Origin of the sequence: Pseudarthrobacter sp. LT1 (genome assembly GCF_035621795.1) — a bacterium.
Classification (GTDB): Bacteria; Actinomycetota; Actinomycetes; order Actinomycetales; family Micrococcaceae; genus Arthrobacter.
Genome location: NZ_CP141830.1, coordinates 4,256,288 through 4,270,302, shown reverse-complemented (window position 1 = coordinate 4,270,302; position 14,015 = coordinate 4,256,288). Strand labels below are relative to the sequence as shown.

Here is a 14,015-nt window from a genome sequence, read left to right as displayed (position 1 = left end):
TCCGGGATCACTGTGCCAGCCGCTGCCCGGTCCATGGTCCGGCAATGTACGACGGCGACGCGAGGCTTCCGGAGCCCAGGTCCCAGTACTGCACGGTGTCGTTGGCCCGGCGGAGCGCAACACCCCTGGAGTTCAGTCCGGTGACGTTCCGCAGCGCCCGGATTCCCGTGACGTCCGTCCAGCCGGTGGCGACGGTGGCCCGCGTTTCTGCGCGGAGCGCGGTGCTGCCCAGCCCGCGGTAGAGCTGCACGGTGCCGTCGGCCCTGAGGCCCAGGATGTCCTGGAAGCCGTCACCGTCGTAGTCCACCATGGACAGCCGGGATGCGTAGACACCCGTGGCAACCGTGACGCGCTCAGCAATATCACCGGTGCCCTTGTTGCCGTAAAGGTACAGGTTTCCAGCGCCGTCCAGGGCCAGGATCTGCGGCATCCGGTTGTGGACGCACCAGCCTCCCACCGCCAGGGTCAAGGTATCCCATCCGCCCACGCCGAGGGTGATGGGCGCCTGGAACCCGCCACTGGCGATGCCCCGGTGCAGGGTGAGGTTGCCACTGGCCCACTGGGTCAGGACGTCGTAAGCGCCGTCGCGGTCCCAGTCGGTGACGAAGACTTCCTTGGCTCCGCTAAAGCCTGCGCCGATTACCCTGGCCGCGGCGTAGGTGCGGGGCCCGGTGGAGGCGCGGTCGAGCAGCTGTCCCGCGGAGTCCACGGACACGAGGTCGGCCGGACCGGTGATTGCGGCAGCGGCGAGGTTGAGGGTGGGCGGCATGTGCTTGACGGGTGCATCGCACAGGCTTGGCGGCGGTGGCGGGAGCGCGCCGCCCGATGACGCGCCGCCCGGTGAATCGAGGGTGCCCGCCGGCAGCGTGGTGTAACCAAAGAAGTTCACCACACCCCAGATCTGGTAGGTGGAGTTGGTGTAGGAGACGCCAGCGCCCATCACGTTGAAGCGCGGGTCCAGGAGCATGGCGTTGTGGCCGGGTGATCCCTTCCACCATTCCACGAGCTGGGCTGCGTCCCGGTCGGTGCGGATTGCGATAATCTCACCGGCGCCGTTGTTGGGGCTCATCGCGCGGGGGTCGGTCCAGAAACTGGCCCGGTGCTCGATCACCTCACGGGTGGCAATGTTGTCCGACCATTCCTGCGACAACCCGGCCACGGTGGGGTGGTACTTCACCTTGTTCAGGCCGTTGGCCACGCGGTACTCGTTGATCTTGGTGAAGAGGGTAAGGATGGCGGCGGAATTGCTGTCCGGGACCAGGGCCTGGGTGGAAGTACGCGCGGCGGCAGGGTCGGGAGCCGCGGGCTGGGTGGACGGCGATGCCAGTTCCTGGTCCGGTGCCCAGAGCGGAGGGATGGAAACGGTCTGGGGTGCGGCTTCGGTGGATGGTGAAGCCGGAGCGGGCGGTGGTGCCGTTTCCGTTGCGGGTTGGACCGCCGCCGTGGAAGGAGCTGCCGCGGGCGCGGACGTGGTGGCGGGCGCGGGGGTGGCCTCCACGGGCGACGCAACGTGGATGTCCGGGTCAACGGCAGGAGTGAGGCGTCCGGCGGAACCGTCGTCCTTACCCGTTATACCCGCGCCGCGCACCAGGGGCGCTGCCAGCGAGATGCTCGCTGCTCCCGCCTGGTTGGGGGACAACGGCGCAGGAGGTGCGGACGCGGACGAAGAGACCAGCGCCAACGCACAGAGCACGCCAAGAAAAGACGGTGCCACTAATTTATTCACAACATCCCCAGCTCTGTTATGCCATCCGGGAGACCATTCCGGCGGCTTTCATTCGCAACATTAGCCCCACGAGGCCACAGCAACAACGGGAAAGTGCAGGTGTGGATAACCGATACGGTAATTTGGGACGGTGCTGATCTCTGACCGCGACATTCGTGCCGAAATTGATTCCCAGCGGATCGTGCTGGAACCGTTCGATCCGGCGATGGTCCAGCCGTCGTCCGTGGATGTCCGGATCGACAAATTCTTCCGGTTGTTCGACAACCACAAGTACGCGCACATCGATCCCGCCCAGGAGCAGCCCGAGCTGACCCGGCTGGTGGAAGTGGAGCAGGACGAGGCCTTTATCCTGCACCCGGGTGAGTTCGTCCTGGGGTCGACTTACGAGACCGTCACGCTGCCCGATGACATTGCGGCCCGGCTGGAAGGCAAGTCATCCCTGGGCCGGCTTGGCCTGCTGACGCACTCCACGGCAGGCTTCATCGACCCCGGCTTTTCCGGGCACGTCACCCTTGAGCTGTCCAACATGGCCACCCTGCCCATCAAGCTGTGGCCGGGTATGAAGATCGGCCAGCTCTGCTTCTTCCGACTGAGCTCGGCCGCGGAGTTCCCTTACGGCCAGGGGGAGTACGGCAACCGGTACCAGGGCCAGCGCGGTCCCACCGCCAGCCGCAGCCACCTGAATTTCCACCGCACCAGTATCTAGCAGCGCCTGTAGCCGGCCGCCGGCCTCCAGCCGGGCCGGAGCAGCGCTAGAGCTGTGGTGCGACCGCCGGCCTCCGGATAAACGGCTTGGCCAGCGGTTCCACGTAGCGTGCGGCCAGCGGCCCCATGACCGCCATCAGCAGCACGTAGGCGGTGGCGAGGGCCGCGAGCTGATGCGGGACCGCTCCCGAAGCGACAGCCAGGCCCGCGATCACGATGGAGAATTCGCCGCGGGCCACCAGGGCGGCGCCGGCGCGGAAGCGCCCGGGCCGGGCAATCCCGGCCTGCTTGGCCGCCCAGATTCCGGTCAGCATCTTGGTTGCCGCGGTGGCCACGGCCAGGACGAGGGCCCAGCCCAGGACCGGCGGGATGGATGAGGGGTCCGTGTTGAGCCCGAACGCCACGAAGAAGATGGCTGCGAACAAGTCCCGCAGCGGTTCGAGGATGCGGGTGGCGTTGTGGGCGGTGGAACCTGAGATGGCGATCCCCAGCATGAAGGCACCAACCGCGGCGGAAACCTGCATGGCGGACGCTGCGCCCGCCACCAGCAGGGCTGCCCCGAGGACATTCAGCAGGAAGACCTCGGAGTTCTCGCTGTGCACCGCCTTGGAAACATGGTGCCCGTGCCGCAGGGCGACCATGAGGACCATGCTGACCACGGCCAGGGCGATCCCCACCGTGGTGAGGCCGCCGAGGAAACTGACGCCCGCGAGCGTGGCCGTGAGGATGGGCAGGTACACGGCCATGGCCAGGTCCTCGAACACCAGGATGGACAGCACCACGGGGGTTTCCCGGTTGCCCAGCCGGCCAAGGTCCGTGATGACCTTGGCGGCGATGCCTGACGAGGATATGTAGGTGACGCCGCCCATGACCATGGCCCCCACCCCGCCCCACCCCAGGAGCAGGGCAAGCGCGGCGCCGGGCAGGAAGTTCAGGACGAGGTCGAGGACGCCTGCCTGCCAGGATCGGCGCAGGCCGGTGAAGAGCTCTGCGGCCGTATATTCCAGCCCGAGCATAAGCAGCAGGAGGATGACGCCGATCTCCCCGGAGAGATGTGCGAACTCGTGCATGCCTTCAAGCTTGATGATGCCGCCGGCCCCGAAAGCCAGCCCTCCGAGCAGGTAGAAGGGGATGGGGGACATGCCGATCCGTCCGGCCAGCCTGGCCAGGAGGCCGAGGCAGAACACAACGGCCCCCAGTTCAACGAGGGTCTGGGCCAACGGGTCCATGGGAACTAGCCGTGGCGCAGGATGTCGGCCGCTGAGTCGAGGCCTTCCTGGGTGCCCACTGCCACCAGCAGGTCGCCGGGGTGGAGGACGACGTCGGGTCCCGGCGAAGGCAGCACCTCGCCCTCGCGCATGATGGCCACGATCGACACGCCGCACCGGGTGCGGATGGACGCCTTCCCCATGGGCTGGTTCTGGAACGGTGAGTCCGCTGCAATGGAGAACTGCCGGGTGACGATGCCCGGGACGTCCTTGTGCTCCTCTGCGAGCTTCATGGCCAGGTGCATGCCGCCCAGGAGGTTGCCCAGGGTGGCTGCTTCATCGCTGGTGAGCGGAATCGAAGCCTGGCAGGTGTCGGGGTCGTCCCAGGTGGAAACGATGAGTTCCGTCTGGCCTTCCCGGAGCTCCACGACGCCGATGCGGCGTCCGGAGGCGGTCATGAAATCCTTCCGGCGGCCCAGTCCGGGGAGGTTCGTTTCGTCCACGTTCATGACTCCAGCCTAGTCTGCCTGGCAACATCCCGCCGGGGCCTGGAACAGGGCAGGAAGGTGGTTTCAGTTGGCGGGGACCACGGCAATCGGGGCCCGTTCCGGCGCCTTCACGGGCAGCAGCACCAGGAGCCCTGCGAGCAGGACCACCATGATGCCCAGGATGCCCCACCGCTGTGCCTGCCCGGCGGGCACCAGTGGGGTTGCCACGGTGATGCAAAGCGTGAAGAGAGCAGGCGCCAGGAAGCTGACGGCCCGGCCGGTGGTGGCGTAGAGGCCGAACAGCTCACCGGATTCGCCGTGCGGTGCGAGGCGGGCAAGGTAGGCGCGGGAGGAGGACTGGGCAGGGCCGACGAACAGGCAGAGGAAAAGCCCGAAGACCCAGAACGTGGTGCTGCCCGCCCACTCCATGCCGAAGACGGAATAGTTGCCGTTTCCCAGGACCAGGATTGCGCTCCCGGCAACCAGGAGGCCCACCAGGGAGCCGGTGATGACGGCCTTGGGCCCCACCTTGTCGTCCAGGAACCCGCCGATCATCGCACCGACAGCTGCCACGACGTTCCCGAAGATGGCGAAGAAGATGACCTGGGAGAGGGCAAAGCCGAAGGTGCCGGCAGCGATGATGCCGCCGAACGTGAAGACGGCGGCGAGGCCGTCCCGGAACACGGCGCTGGCCAGGAGGAAGTAGATGGTATGCGGGCTGGTGGCGTAGATGGCCTTGATCCGCCGGAACAGCAGTCCGTAGCTGGCCAGGAACCCCAGCCGCGCGGCCTGCCCGGAGCTGGGCAGTTCAGGGACGGCGAACAGGACGGGGAGCGCGAAGACGAAGAACCACAGGGCGGAGAAAATGGCCACCAGCCTGATGTTGAGGCTGTCCTGCGTGGAGGCGCCGAACCATTCGAAGGCCGGCTGGACGAACAGTTGCAGGACGATCAGGAGTGCCACGATGCCGCCCAGGTAGCCGGCGCCCCAGCCGAAACCGCTGACCTTTCCGATGTTCCGTGGGGTGGACACCTGCGCGAGCATGGCGTTGTAGTTGACGCCGGCGAATTCGAAGAAGACGTTGCCCAGCGCGATCAGGGACACGCCGAGGAGCAGGAATTCCGGGTGCGGGAATACGAAAAAGCACAGGGCAGTGAGGATGGCGACGGCGGCCGAGTTGACTCCGAGCCACAGCTTGCGCCGCCCCCCTGCGTCGGAGCGCTGGCCGGTGACCGGTGCCAGCAGCGCGATGGCGAACCCGGCTACTGCCAAGGCGCCGCCCAGCACTGCGGAGGCACTGTCCTCGCCGCCGAAGGCGTTGGAGGTGAGGTAGACGGTGAAGACGAACGTGGTCATGACGGCGTTGAAGGCCGCAGAGCCCCAGTCCCAGGAGGCCCAGGCCAGGACCTGTCCCTTGGTGGAGGACCCGGTTCCGGCAACAAGATCCGAGGCGGGCTGCATCGCCCCGGGAGCGCTGGCGCTGTTCATAGGATGCATCGTATCCGCCCGTGGCGAACACCCACGGGAGCGAGGGCCCTTGTCGCCGGGGATTCAGGCTTCAGGTGTATGCAAAACCGCCAAGGTTACCGGACCGGCCTTGGTAAACTGAACCCTCCCGAACCTTACTTTTTGCCGCCTGCTCCAACTTTTGACAATCGAATCCCTGACGTTGCGGAGAATACAGTGATCACAGCCCTTGCCGTGCACTTTTCGGTGGCTGTCCTCGCGCCCTTCCTCTTCAGGGTCTGGGGCCGCAACGCCTTCTACGCGTTGGCTGCAGTCCCGGCGGTTTCCTTTGGCTGGCTGATGTTCCAGCACAATCCCATCTACTCCGGACCGGGTGCCGTCACTGAGGTCTTTGAATGGGTCCCCAGCCTCCACCTGGCGCTGGCGTTCCGTATGGACGCCCTGGCCTGGGTGATGTCCCTGCTGGTGCTCGGCGTGGGTTCGCTGGTGCTGGTCTACTGCGCGCGCTACTTCAAGCGGAAGGACCAGGACCTGGGCGCCTTTGGTGCCCAGCTGCTGGCGTTCGCCGGTGCCATGTTCGGCCTGGTCACCGCGGATGACCTCCTGCTGCTGTTCATCTTCTGGGAACTGACCACCATCCTGTCCTACCTGCTGATCGGCTTTGCCCGGACCCGGCTTGCGGCCCGCCGCTCCGCCCTTCAGGCGTTGATGGTCACCACCGCCGGCGGCCTTGCCATGCTGGTGGGCCTGATCATGCTGGGCAATGCCGCCGGCACCTACAGCATCTCCGCCATCCTGGAGCAGGCCCCGGCGCTGGCCGGCGGGACGGCGGGCACCATGGTAAGCGCCGCCGTCGTCCTCATCCTGGTCGGTGCCATCACCAAATCAGCGCTGGTCCCCTTCCACTTCTGGCTCCCCGGCGCCATGGCGGCCCCCACCCCCGTCAGCGCCTACCTGCACGCGGCGGCGATGGTGAAGGCAGGCATCTACCTGGTGGCGCGGCTTTCCCCCGGATTCTCGGAGACGGCGTTCTGGCAGCCCGTGGTCCTGGGGCTGGGCCTGGCCACCATGCTGGTGGGCGGCTACCGGGCGCTGCGGCAAACCGACATCAAGCTGATCCTGGCCTACGGCACCGTCAGCCAGCTGGGCTTCCTGACCATGGTGGTGGGCCTGGGAACGCCCGACGCCGCGCTGGCGGGCCTGGCCATGCTGCTGGCACACGGCCTGTTCAAGGCCACGCTGTTCCTGGTGGTGGGCATCATCGACCACCAGTCCGGGACCCGCGACGTGCGTAAACTGTCCGGCGTCTTCCGCTCTTCCCGGGCCCTTGGCATTGTGGCCGGCATCGGGGCTGCGTCCATGGCGGGCGTTCCGCTGCTGGCAGGCTTTGTGGCCAAGGAATCGGTGCTGGAGGCATTCGTGCACCACGCCACGGGCCCGCACGCCGGGCCGTGGGGCGTGCTGGTCCTGGTGGGAACAGTGGTGGGCTCGATCCTCACTTTCGCCTACAGTGCCCGCTTCATGTGGGGCGCATTCGCGGTCAAGCCCGGCGTGGACCCCACCCCGTTCAAGGCCATCAGGCCTTCCTTCCTGGCCGCCCCCGCGGTCCTCAGCCTCCTGACCATCGCCTATGGGCTTTGGCCGGTTCCGGTGGACGCCTGGATCCAGCCGTACGCCGCGCTGTTCGCTTCCACAGCGCCCGACGCCGGCACTGCGGCAGCGCAGGCGGGCCACCTTGCGCTGTGGCATGGCGTCACCCCCGCACTGGGGCTGACGGCCGTCACCTTCGCCCTGGGCCTTGCCATGTACTTTGGCCGCAACGCAGTGGCCCGGGCCCAGTCCCTGGTCCCGGCCTGGGTGGACGCCGACCGCGCCTACCAGCTGACCATCGGCGCGCTGGACGACGCGGCCGTCTGGATTACCGGCCGGACCCAGCGCGGTTCACTGTACTTCTACCTCGCGGTCATCCTGAGCGTGGCGTTCGTCCTGCCGCTGGCCGCGATCCTGCTTGGCGGCAACGCCCTGCCGCAGGACATCTACCTTGTGGACCCCAATTCGCCGCTGCAGCTGGTGGCCGGGGTGGGCATCGTCATCGGCGCCCTGGCTGCCGTCAAGGCCAACAAACGTTTCCTTGCCGTGCTCATGGTGTCCGTCACCGGGTACGGCATCGCGCTGGTATTCGCCCTGCAGGGTGCCCCGGATCTGGCCCTGACCCAGATGCTGGTGGAAACCATCATCCTGGTGGCCTTTGTCCTGGCCATGCGCAGGCTGGCGCCCGAACTGCGGGACCGCACCGGCGGAAAATACCGGGTCCTGCGGGTGATCATCGGCTTGGGCTTCGGCGTGACCATGGTGTTCGCCGCGATTTTCGCCATGGGCGCCCGGACCGCCATCCCCGTGTCCCTGCAGTTTCCGCAGCTCGCCTATGAAGGCGGCGGCGGCCTGAACGTGGTCAACGTGACCCTGGTGGACATCCGCGCCTGGGACACGTTCGGCGAGATCAGCGTCCTGGCGCTGGCCGCCACCGGCGTGGCAAGCCTGATCTTCGTCCGCGGCCGGGGCGACAGGCTGCAGGCGTCCGCCACCGTTGCAGCAGGCACGGTGGGACGCCACCCCGGTGTTGACCCAGGCTCCCGGGACGCGGCGGCGCTGGCCATCAGCCGGAAGTTCGCAGCCTCCACCCGGGACCCCTGGATCGTGGCAGGGCGGACCTTGGCTCCGGAGCGCCGCTCCATCATCTTCGAGGTGGTCGCCCGGCTGATCTTCCACTCCATGATCATCTTCTCGCTGTACCTGTTGCTGGCCGGCCACAACCTGCCGGGCGGAGGATTCGCCGGCGGCCTCACCGCGGGACTGGCCCTGACCATCCGCTACCTGGCGGGTGGCCGGTTCGAGCTGCGGGAGGCGGCGCCCCTGAGTGCCGGCGCGCTGCTGGGCATTGGCCTGGCCCTGGCGGCCGCCTCCGGAGTGATGCCCCTGCTGCTGGGCGGCCAGGTCTTCCAGTCCGCCATCATCCAGGTGTGGCTGCCGGTGTTTGGGGACATCAAGTTCGTCACCTCCACCATCTTCGATATCGGTGTCTACATCGTGGTGGTGGGCCTGGTGCTGGACGTGCTGCGCAGCCTTGGAGCCGAGATCGATGAACACCTGGAGGACCAGTCCGCGCCCGGCAGCGAGGACCAGGAACCGGGCCAGGAGCAGGAACCGGACCACGGCCAGGGCCGGAAGCCGGACCGGGCCGGGGAAGACCAAGGACCCCGCCTGGACCAGGAACCGGACGGGGTTCCTGCAGAGACCACCGCAAAGGGCCGCGCATGAGCGTCAACCTGACCCTGCTGATTGTCATGGGAGCGCTGTACGCCTGCGGCATCTACCTGATCCTGGAACGCAGCCTGACGCGGGTGCTGCTGGGGCTGATGCTGCTGGCCAACGCCACCAACCTGCTGATCCTGGCCACCGGGGGATATGCAGGGCTGGCGCCGCTGTTCACCAAGGACACACCCGCCCAGGACTACAACGATCCACTGCCGCAGGCCCTGATCCTGACGTCGATCGTGATTTCCTTCGCCGTCACGGCATTCATGCTGGGCATCATCTACCGCACGTGGGTGCTGGCACGCCAGGACGACATCCAGGATGACGTGGAGGACCTCAGGGTGGCGGAGACCCCCAGCTTCGATGCGGAGGACGACGCCGAAGTCCCGGCGGAAACGTCCGAATTCCCGCTCACCATGCTCGGTTCCGACGGCCGGAACGTGTCAGACCACGGACCCTCCGGAGCGGACGCCGGCCAGGAAACGGACCAGCCGGTGGCCACGCTGGTGGCCGGCGGCCGGGAAATGCCCGCAGAACACGCTGCCGCGGAGGAAAAGCCCGGCTCACTCAACGTTGACCCCAGCCCGGAAGGAGGCGGAAAGTGAACATCGCAAGCTTTGCCCCGCTCGCCGTCGTACTTCCCATCCTGGGCGCCGCCCTGACCTTCCTGCTGATCCGGCACTCCAGGGCGCAGCGCGCGGTGAGCATCGGCCTGCTGTCGCTGACCCTGGCGCTCGAATGCCTCCTGCTGGCCTCCGCGTGGAACGGCGGCACCGCCGCGGTGACCATCGGAGGCTGGATCCCTCCGTTTGGCATCGTCATGGTGGTGGACCAGTTTTCCTCCCTGATGCTGGTGGTGTCCTCCGCCGTGAGCCTGGCCGTGCTGGTCTACGCCACAGGGCAGGGCATGGCAGACGGCGACCACGACGCACCGGTCTCGATCTTCCACCCCACGTACCTGATCCTGGTGGCAGGGGTGTCCAACGCGTTCCTGTCCGGTGACCTGTTCAACCTCTACGTCGGCTTCGAGATCCTGCTGACCGCAAGCTACGTGTTGATGACCCTGGGCGGCACCGGGCCGCGCATCCGCGCCGGCGTCACCTACGTGGTGGTGTCCGTGGTGTCCTCCGTGCTGTTCCTGATTGCCATCGCCATGGTCTACGGAGCCACCGGAACGGTGAACATGGCGGACCTGGCCATCAAGCTGGGCGAACTGGACCAGGGCACCAAAACCCTGCTGCATGTGATGCTCCTGGTGGCCTTCGGCATCAAGGCCGCCGTTTTCCCCCTGTCCTTCTGGCTCCCCGACTCCTACCCCACGGCGCCCGCGCCGGTCACCGCCGTGTTCGCCGGCCTGCTGACCAAGGTGGGCGTCTACGCGATGGTCCGGACCGAGACGCTGCTGTTCCCCGGCGACACGTTGAACACGCCCCTGATGGTGGTGGCGCTGCTGACCATGGTGGTGGGCATCCTGGGTGCCCTGGCCCAAAGCGACATCAAGAGGCTCCTCTCGTTCACCCTGGTCAGCCACATCGGCTACATGGTGTTCGGGCTGGCCATGTCCTCCGCGGTGGGACTGGCAGCGGCGGTCTTCTACGTGGCGCACCACATCACCATCCAGACCAGCCTCTTCATGGTGACCGGCCTGATCGAGCGCCGCGGCGGCAGCTCGTCCGTGGACCGGCTGGGCGGCCTCGCAAAGCTCTCGCCCATGCTGGCCCTGCTGTTCTTCATTCCCGGCATGAACCTCGCCGGCATCCCGCCGTTCTCCGGGTTCCTTGGCAAGGTGGGGCTGCTGCAGGCCGGCGTCCAGCTGGGCACACCACTGGCCTACGCGCTGGTGATTGGCGGGGTGGTGACCAGCCTCCTGACCCTGCTGGCCATCGCCAGGGTATGGAACCGCGCCTTCTGGCGCCGCCCCACCGACGCCGAGCACCCGGACCCGGTGCTCCTTGCCCCTCCTGCGGCCAGGGTTTCCGGTCCAGGCGCCAAGGTCAACAACACCGTGACGCTCCTGCCGCGCACCATGGTGGGCCCGACAGCGGGCCTGGTGGTGCTCGGCGTTGCCCTGACCGTCTTTGCCGGACCGCTGTTCGGCCTGTCGGACCGGGCCGCCCGGGACATGCTGGACCGGTCGCCGTACATCGAGGCGGTGCTGGGCGACGGTACGCCGGTCCCGGGCGCAACTGCCGGGGGAGGAGGGCGATGAGCCGCAAGCGCATTTCGCTGCGCCAGGAATTGCCCCTGCTGGTCTGGCTGGTGATCATCTGGGGTGCCCTGTGGCAGGATTTCAGCCCCGGCAACCTGTTGTTCGGTGCCCTCCTGGCCGTGGGCGTGGCCCGGCTCTTCTACCTGCCGCCGGTGGAACTCAGCGGCCGTTTCAACATCCTTTACGCCGTGCCCTTCGCGCTGGCCTTCGTGGGCAAAGTGGTGGTGGCCAGCGCCCAGGTGCTGTACCTGGCGACGGCCCGTGGACCCAAGGTGACCAACGCCGTCGTCGCAGTGAAGCTGAGGAGCCGCCAGGACCTGATTGTCACCGCCACCGGACATGTGATCTCCCTGATCCCGGGCTCGCTGGTGGTGGAGGTGGACCGCTCCACGTCCACCCTGTACCTGCACGCCCTCAACATCACCTCCAAACAGGACGTGGAGGGCCTGCGGAACGAAGTCCGCTCCATTGAAGCCGGCCTGATCCGCATCATGGGCAGCCGCGAGGAACTCGAAGAAGTGCAAATGGAGGCCACCACATGATGAACGTTGTCCTTGCCGTTACAGCCGTCATTTTCTCGCTGGCAGCGGCCGGCGCCATCATCCGGATTGCCCGTGGCCCCTCGCTGCTGGACCGGGTGCTGGCCACCGACGTGCTGCTCGCCATCCTGGGCGGGGCGCTGTGCATCGACATGGCCGTCAACCGGCACCTGAACAACCTGATGCTGGTGGTGGCCATCTCCATCATCGGGTTCATCGGGTCCGTGACGGTGGCCCGGTTCGTGGCGGACCGGAGGGTGAAGCCCAATGAATCCTGACTTCTCCGGGCCGGACGCCTGGATCGACACTGTCTCCGCCGTGTTCATGGTGGTGGGGGCGCTCATGTCCCTGGGCGCGGCGATTGGCCTGCTGCGCTTCCCGGACCTGCTGAGCCGGATGCATGCCGCCACCAAACCCCAGGTCCTGGGCCTGTTCCTGCTGCTGGCCGCCATCGGGCTGCAGATGCGGACCTGGTGGGTGTGGCCGGTCCTGGTGGTGGCGTGGATCTTCCAGCTGCTCACGGTGCCCGTGTCCGCCCACATGGTGGGCCGGGCCGGCTACCGCACCAAGCACCTGCACCGGGAGCTGCTCACAGCCGACGAGCTGGAAGCCGTGGTGCAAAAAGCCGCCGCCGAGACTGCCCTGAAAGACAGTCCCGACGACGGCCGGCAGCGCTAAGCGGCGCCCGGGGCAGCTAGACGATGTCCTGGCTCTTGGCGAACCGGGTGATGGCGCGCTGGGTGCCGCGGTTTGCCAGGACCTGGATGATGGCACTCACAGACGCTGAGATCAGCGCGAAGGTCAAAGCAGAGCGGAGGCTGGTGGGGACGTCCTCGTTCTTGCCGGTGGGTGCTTTCTGCCCCGTGGTCTTTTCCCAGATGGTGTTAACCAGCTTGGTGCCGGCCAGGCCTGCGCCGAGGCTCACGGCGGTCCCGAGCAGTTTGATGAGAAGGTTCATTGCTGGTACTCCTTGCGGGCGGAAAACGGACTGCCCCCAGCCTAGCCTCACACCCGGGCTGGTCCGGGCAGGGCGTGGCCGGCGGCCGGCTTTGGGGATCAGGCAGGGGGCTTCCCGGCCGGGGGTTCGGAGCGGAACTTGATCATCTTGTGCGTGCCGTCGCAATAGGGCTTGATGGCGGAGGCCCCGCACCGGCACAAGGCGACGGTCCTCCGCTCCCTGGGCACGGCGTCGCCGGAAGGGGTAACGATTTCGAACTCACCCCTGACAATGAGGGGACCATCGGGGCACACCACGATCGAGCTGGCGGCGGATTCCTGGTCCGCGTCTGTTGGTGTTCCATGCTGTTCGGGGTTCATGCCTGCACCGCATTCATCGTCGTTTCCGGCTTTCTGGCTTCCTGGCCTGCTGGGTTGTGTGGGAGCTTGCCGCCGTGGAGCAGCAGGAGCTTTGCCTCGGAGTGCGCCGCGGTCCTGAGCTTTCTGCCTGCATACGGCATGCCGCCGCTCCACCTGAAAGCAAGCGCAAGCCACACGCAGACCGCCCGCTCAGCTGCCCAGAAGGGCGCAAACCATGCTGCCGAGGCGGGAAAGACGGCGCTCCCGTTGTGCCGTCGTCGTCCGATTTCTGCGCAGGCCACAGCTGCTCCGGCGAGCAACGCGATGGCCGCCCGCCGTGCCCTTGCAGGGAGGAGGGCGGCGCCGGCGGCTGCAGGCAGCAGGGCAAGCTCCGCGGCCAGCCGCCGCGGCTGGGCCAAGTCGTCGTAGGCCTGCCGCACACGCTGGCGCAGGAAGTGCCGGGCAGTTGGCGGCCGGCGTGCCACGAACAGGTCCGGAAGGATCCGCTCGCTTCCGCCGGCCGCCTTGATGGTCCGGATGAGCTCCAGGTTTTCAAACAGCACGCCTGCGTAGCCCCCGGTGGCCAGTAGGGCGCTCCGGCGTACCCCGAGCGTCCCCGGGTAGTCGGCAGACCAGGCGCGGTTGAGCAGCGTCCTGGCCGTATCCCAGCGGGCGTGCCAGGGAAGGGGAGCGAAGTAGTTTTGCGGCCGCACCACGTCCGCGGACTTGAGATAGTGCACGACGGCGGCGAGGGACTCGCGCGTGTAGCGGACGTCGTCGTCGGCGATGACGAGGAACTCCGCACGTGAGGTGCTGGCACCGGTCATCACCCCTGCCACCTTGCCGTTGCCGGTGCCGGTGCGGCCGGCCAGGTCCGGGCGGATGTGGCGGACCCCGCCGGGAAACGCGGCACGGTGGCGGTCGAAGAGGTTTTCCTCGGACCCGTCCACTACTATGACGGGCATCCAGCCCACCAAGCGGTGAAGGTAACCCGACAACTCGGCGAGGCCCGAGTCCCCGGTCCAGCGCAGGGGAAGGACGTATTCCGCGTCGTGTGCCACA

At 67.3% G+C, this 14,015-nt stretch carries 14 protein-coding genes; 7 read left to right on the top strand and 7 right to left on the bottom strand.

What is annotated here, in order from left to right; all coding sequences use genetic code 11:
• Nucleotides 1-7 precede the first annotated feature (7 nt).
• Nucleotides 8-1,714, bottom strand: coding sequence for a CAP domain-containing protein (locus VIK36_RS20095; protein ID WP_324643370.1), 1,707 nt, complete (start codon nt 1,712-1,714; stop codon nt 8-10).
• 142 nt (nt 1,715-1,856) lie between these two features.
• On the opposite strand from VIK36_RS20095, the gene dcd reads away from it, so the two are divergent.
• Nucleotides 1,857-2,432 (top strand): dCTP deaminase, encoded by a 576-nt coding sequence (gene dcd / locus VIK36_RS20090; RefSeq protein ID WP_159630142.1) that lies wholly within the window; start codon nt 1,857-1,859, stop codon nt 2,430-2,432.
• A gap of 46 nt (nt 2,433-2,478) precedes the next feature.
• Here dcd and VIK36_RS20085 read toward each other — a convergent pair whose 3' ends face one another.
• The 3 genes from VIK36_RS20085 to VIK36_RS20075 all read right to left on the bottom strand — a co-directional run bounded on the left by VIK36_RS20085 (nt 2,479) and on the right by VIK36_RS20075 (nt 5,615).
• Entirely contained in the window at nt 2,479-3,660 is a 1,182-nt protein-coding gene (locus VIK36_RS20085; RefSeq protein WP_255173558.1) for a cation:proton antiporter, read from the bottom strand.
• A gap of 5 nt (nt 3,661-3,665) precedes the next feature.
• On the bottom strand, nt 3,666-4,148 hold the full coding sequence (locus VIK36_RS20080; RefSeq protein WP_159630146.1) for a cation:proton antiporter regulatory subunit: 483 nt from the start codon (nt 4,146-4,148) through the stop codon (nt 3,666-3,668).
• A 63-nt stretch (nt 4,149-4,211) separates the two neighbouring features.
• Entirely contained in the window at nt 4,212-5,615 is a 1,404-nt protein-coding gene (locus VIK36_RS20075; protein WP_324643368.1) for an MFS transporter, read from the bottom strand.
• 195 nt (nt 5,616-5,810) lie between these two features.
• Between VIK36_RS20075 and VIK36_RS20070 the strand changes: the two genes are divergently transcribed.
• The 6 genes from VIK36_RS20070 to mnhG are packed head-to-tail and all read left to right on the top strand — an operon-like array spanning nt 5,811 to nt 12,335.
• On the top strand, nt 5,811-8,912 hold the full coding sequence (locus VIK36_RS20070) for a Na+/H+ antiporter subunit A (protein ID WP_324643367.1): 3,102 nt from the start codon (nt 5,811-5,813) through the stop codon (nt 8,910-8,912).
• The gene (locus VIK36_RS20065) at nt 8,909-9,514 is read left to right on the top strand and encodes a Na(+)/H(+) antiporter subunit C (RefSeq protein WP_324643366.1); all 606 of its coding nucleotides are present in this window, start codon (nt 8,909-8,911) and stop codon (nt 9,512-9,514) included. The genes VIK36_RS20070 and VIK36_RS20065 overlap by 4 nt, the downstream gene beginning before the upstream one ends.
• Nucleotides 9,511-11,118, top strand: a complete 1,608-nt coding sequence (locus VIK36_RS20060) for a Na+/H+ antiporter subunit D (RefSeq protein WP_324643365.1) — start codon at nt 9,511-9,513, stop codon at nt 11,116-11,118. Before VIK36_RS20065 ends, VIK36_RS20060 begins: the two co-directional genes overlap by 4 nt.
• The gene (locus VIK36_RS20055) at nt 11,115-11,660 is read left to right on the top strand and encodes a Na+/H+ antiporter subunit E (protein ID WP_324643364.1); all 546 of its coding nucleotides are present in this window, start codon (nt 11,115-11,117) and stop codon (nt 11,658-11,660) included. The genes VIK36_RS20060 and VIK36_RS20055 overlap by 4 nt, the downstream gene beginning before the upstream one ends.
• A complete protein-coding gene (locus VIK36_RS20050; RefSeq protein WP_255173552.1) occupies nt 11,657-11,935 on the top strand; it encodes a monovalent cation/H+ antiporter complex subunit F in 279 nt (92 codons plus the stop codon). The genes VIK36_RS20055 and VIK36_RS20050 overlap by 4 nt, the downstream gene beginning before the upstream one ends.
• On the top strand, nt 11,925-12,335 hold the full coding sequence (mnhG, locus tag VIK36_RS20045) for a monovalent cation/H(+) antiporter subunit G (RefSeq protein WP_255173551.1): 411 nt from the start codon (nt 11,925-11,927) through the stop codon (nt 12,333-12,335). Before VIK36_RS20050 ends, mnhG begins: the two co-directional genes overlap by 11 nt.
• Before the next feature lie 16 nt (nt 12,336-12,351).
• Here mnhG and VIK36_RS20040 read toward each other — a convergent pair whose 3' ends face one another.
• The 3 genes from VIK36_RS20040 to VIK36_RS20030 all read right to left on the bottom strand — a co-directional run bounded on the left by VIK36_RS20040 (nt 12,352) and on the right by VIK36_RS20030 (nt 14,014).
• Nucleotides 12,352-12,615, bottom strand: a complete 264-nt coding sequence (locus tag VIK36_RS20040; protein WP_255173550.1) for a DUF4235 domain-containing protein — start codon at nt 12,613-12,615, stop codon at nt 12,352-12,354.
• Nucleotides 12,616-12,713: 98 nt separating this feature from the next.
• Complete coding sequence (locus VIK36_RS20035; protein ID WP_324643363.1) at nt 12,714-12,974, bottom strand: CDGSH iron-sulfur domain-containing protein; 261 nt, start codon at nt 12,972-12,974, stop codon at nt 12,714-12,716.
• Entirely contained in the window at nt 12,971-14,014 is a 1,044-nt protein-coding gene (locus VIK36_RS20030; RefSeq protein WP_324643361.1) for a glycosyltransferase family 2 protein, read from the bottom strand. The genes VIK36_RS20035 and VIK36_RS20030 overlap by 4 nt, the downstream gene beginning before the upstream one ends.
• Nucleotide 14,015 lies beyond the last annotated feature (1 nt).

Excerpts from the sequence above, each read along its gene's own strand:
- VIK36_RS20085 (WP_255173558.1), bottom strand. The coding sequence starts at position 3,660 with ATGGACCCGTTGGCCCAGACCCTCGTTGAACTGGGGGCCGTTGTGTTC.
- VIK36_RS20080 (WP_159630146.1), bottom strand. The coding sequence starts at position 4,148 with ATGAACGTGGACGAAACGAACCTCCCCGGACTGGGCCGCCGGAAGGAT.
- VIK36_RS20075 (WP_324643368.1), bottom strand. The coding sequence starts at position 5,615 with ATGAACAGCGCCAGCGCTCCCGGGGCGATGCAGCCCGCCTCGGATCTT.
- VIK36_RS20065 (WP_324643366.1), top strand. The coding sequence starts at position 8,909 with ATGAGCGTCAACCTGACCCTGCTGATTGTCATGGGAGCGCTGTACGCC.
- VIK36_RS20055 (WP_324643364.1), top strand. The coding sequence starts at position 11,115 with ATGAGCCGCAAGCGCATTTCGCTGCGCCAGGAATTGCCCCTGCTGGTC.
- VIK36_RS20050 (WP_255173552.1), top strand. The coding sequence starts at position 11,657 with ATGATGAACGTTGTCCTTGCCGTTACAGCCGTCATTTTCTCGCTGGCA.
- mnhG (WP_255173551.1), top strand. The coding sequence starts at position 11,925 with ATGAATCCTGACTTCTCCGGGCCGGACGCCTGGATCGACACTGTCTCC.
- VIK36_RS20040 (WP_255173550.1), bottom strand. The coding sequence starts at position 12,615 with ATGAACCTTCTCATCAAACTGCTCGGGACCGCCGTGAGCCTCGGCGCA.
- VIK36_RS20035 (WP_324643363.1), bottom strand. The coding sequence starts at position 12,974 with ATGAACCCCGAACAGCATGGAACACCAACAGACGCGGACCAGGAATCC.